General features: G+C 35.1%; 3 protein-coding genes. 2 read left to right on the forward strand and 1 reads right to left on the reverse strand.

The annotated features are described in order from the left end of the window. A partial coding sequence (locus RM529_RS17080; protein WP_311485956.1) for an ATP-binding protein occupies window positions 1–496 on the forward strand: 496 nt, incomplete at its 5' end. Next, window positions 496–1,212, forward strand: a complete 717-nt coding sequence (locus tag RM529_RS17085; protein ID WP_311485957.1) for a PP2C family protein-serine/threonine phosphatase — start codon at window positions 496–498, stop codon at window positions 1,210–1,212. The genes RM529_RS17080 and RM529_RS17085, both read left to right, overlap by 1 nt. Before the next feature lie 282 nt (window positions 1,213–1,494). On the opposite strand, the gene RM529_RS17090 is transcribed toward RM529_RS17085, so the two are convergent. Further along, on the reverse strand, window positions 1,495–1,941 hold a 447-nt coding region (locus tag RM529_RS17090; RefSeq protein ID WP_311485958.1), incomplete at its 5' end, for a tyrosine-type recombinase/integrase.

Genomic DNA, 1,941 nt, shown 5'->3' on the forward strand with positions numbered 1-1,941 from the left:
GAGAGATGAATTTATAGTTAAAGATGAAGCACTAGGTTTATTTGTAATTATGTTGAATATCTTTTCTGCGGTTAAGAAAGTTGAAGGTAAACACTTTAACAAATTCATAGTCTTTGATGAAGCGCATAAGTATATGGATAATAAAGATCTAACAGGGAACATTGTAAGAGCAATTCGAGAAATGCGTCACAAAGGCGTTAGTATAATGATTGCAAGTCAGGATCCTCCGAGTCTGCCAAACGAAATAATAGAATTGAGCTCTATTGTTTTACTCCACAAATTCAATAGTCCTCAATGGCTTAAACACATTCAGAAGTCCATTACACAGTTATCGACATTGACTCCGGCAGATATGAGTGCCCTAACTCCGGGAGAAGGTTTCTTATGGGCTACTAAAGCAACAGAAAAGAGTATATCTGCAAAACCCTTAAAAATTTCCACTAGACCCAGAGTAACGAAACACGGAGGTGGTACTATTCAAGCCACTGGCATGTAATGAAATCGACAATTATATCACATACAGGTAAAAGGAGAATCAACCAAGATTTTACTTTGGTCAAGAGCATCAATGCGGATACATTTCTTTATCTCATTGCCGATGGAATGGGGGGGTATGATAACGGTGATGTTGCAGCTTCAATCGTCATCGATAGTGTGTCTACTTTTTTAACTAATACAAAGGAATTAAATGAGAATGCTATTAAGAAATCTATAAATAAGGCGAATTTAGCTGTTCGTCAATACCAAGAACAACATCATTCAAAATTAGGATCTACATTAGGAGGTATAATTGTCTCCGGAGAAACTGCCAGGGCGTTTTGGGTAGGAGATGTGAAAATTCTGCATTATTCTAAATCCAAACTATCTTTTGAAAGCAAACCACATAATTTAAGAAATGAGCTTTCTGAAGCTGATCATTCAAAAGTCAACTTAGATTTTTCTAAATATAACCACGTAGTTACCCGTTCCATTCAGGGTGATGTTAAGAAATCTGAACCCTCTTTTCAGAAATTCTTTTTAAATAAAGGAGATAAGGTGTTTGTTTGTTCTGATGGTGTGCATAACATCATGGATTCCTTAACATTACAGTATTTACTTAATATAAACAAAACCAGTGGAACTTTATTAGATACTATCGATCAGAGACTCATAAAGGAAGCTAATGATAATGCGAGTTTAATTTTAATTGAAGATTTTTCAATTAGCGGCTGAATGTGTCAATTTTAAATTCAGGCACTAATTGATGAAAGTGACCATTTAAAAGAGAATAAATCTCAAAATACTTTGTGACGGTATTGGTGAAATAAACTATAGTTTCCTTCTGTATTTATTGTTTATCCCTGTCGCTTTAAGGGTGGCTCCGGTTATTTGAGTTTTACCTTGATATTCCTTTTTCTAAAACTTGCTCCTTGTGTGAATGTTTGATAAGTTAATTTCCCACTTGAACTTCTAGGGGACTACTGACAATGCCATATTTTTTATATGAATTTACTGTTAGGTTGCTAACAATAACTCACTAGCATCATCCAATACAGAATTATCTAATTCTTTTAGATAAGCCTGAGTTATGGCTAGATTCTGATGTCCCATTGATTCACTAATTACATCGGTTGCCACCCCTTTTTGCTTTAAGCAGTTTGCATAACTATGTCTTGCGACATAACTAGTTAGTGGTTTGTCAATATTGCAGATCTGGGCAATTTCTTTTAGTTCTTTGTTATAGCGTTGTAATGTCTTGTGCTTTCTGTTTGCAACCTGGGCATTGGTTAGATTATCGCTTAGAAGGATAGGGAATACATATTTCGTGTCTAAGGACATTTCCTTATAATAGTCCAGAATTTCACGAACAGGCGGAAGAATTTTAATGGTAAAATTTCCTTTAGTCTTGGAACGCGTATAGAATATGCGATCCTCAGTCACATTTTTCCATTCCAATCCAAG

Source organism: Autumnicola edwardsiae (genome assembly GCF_031846505.1).
Taxonomy (GTDB): Bacteria; Bacteroidota; Bacteroidia; order Flavobacteriales; family Flavobacteriaceae; genus Autumnicola; species Autumnicola edwardsiae.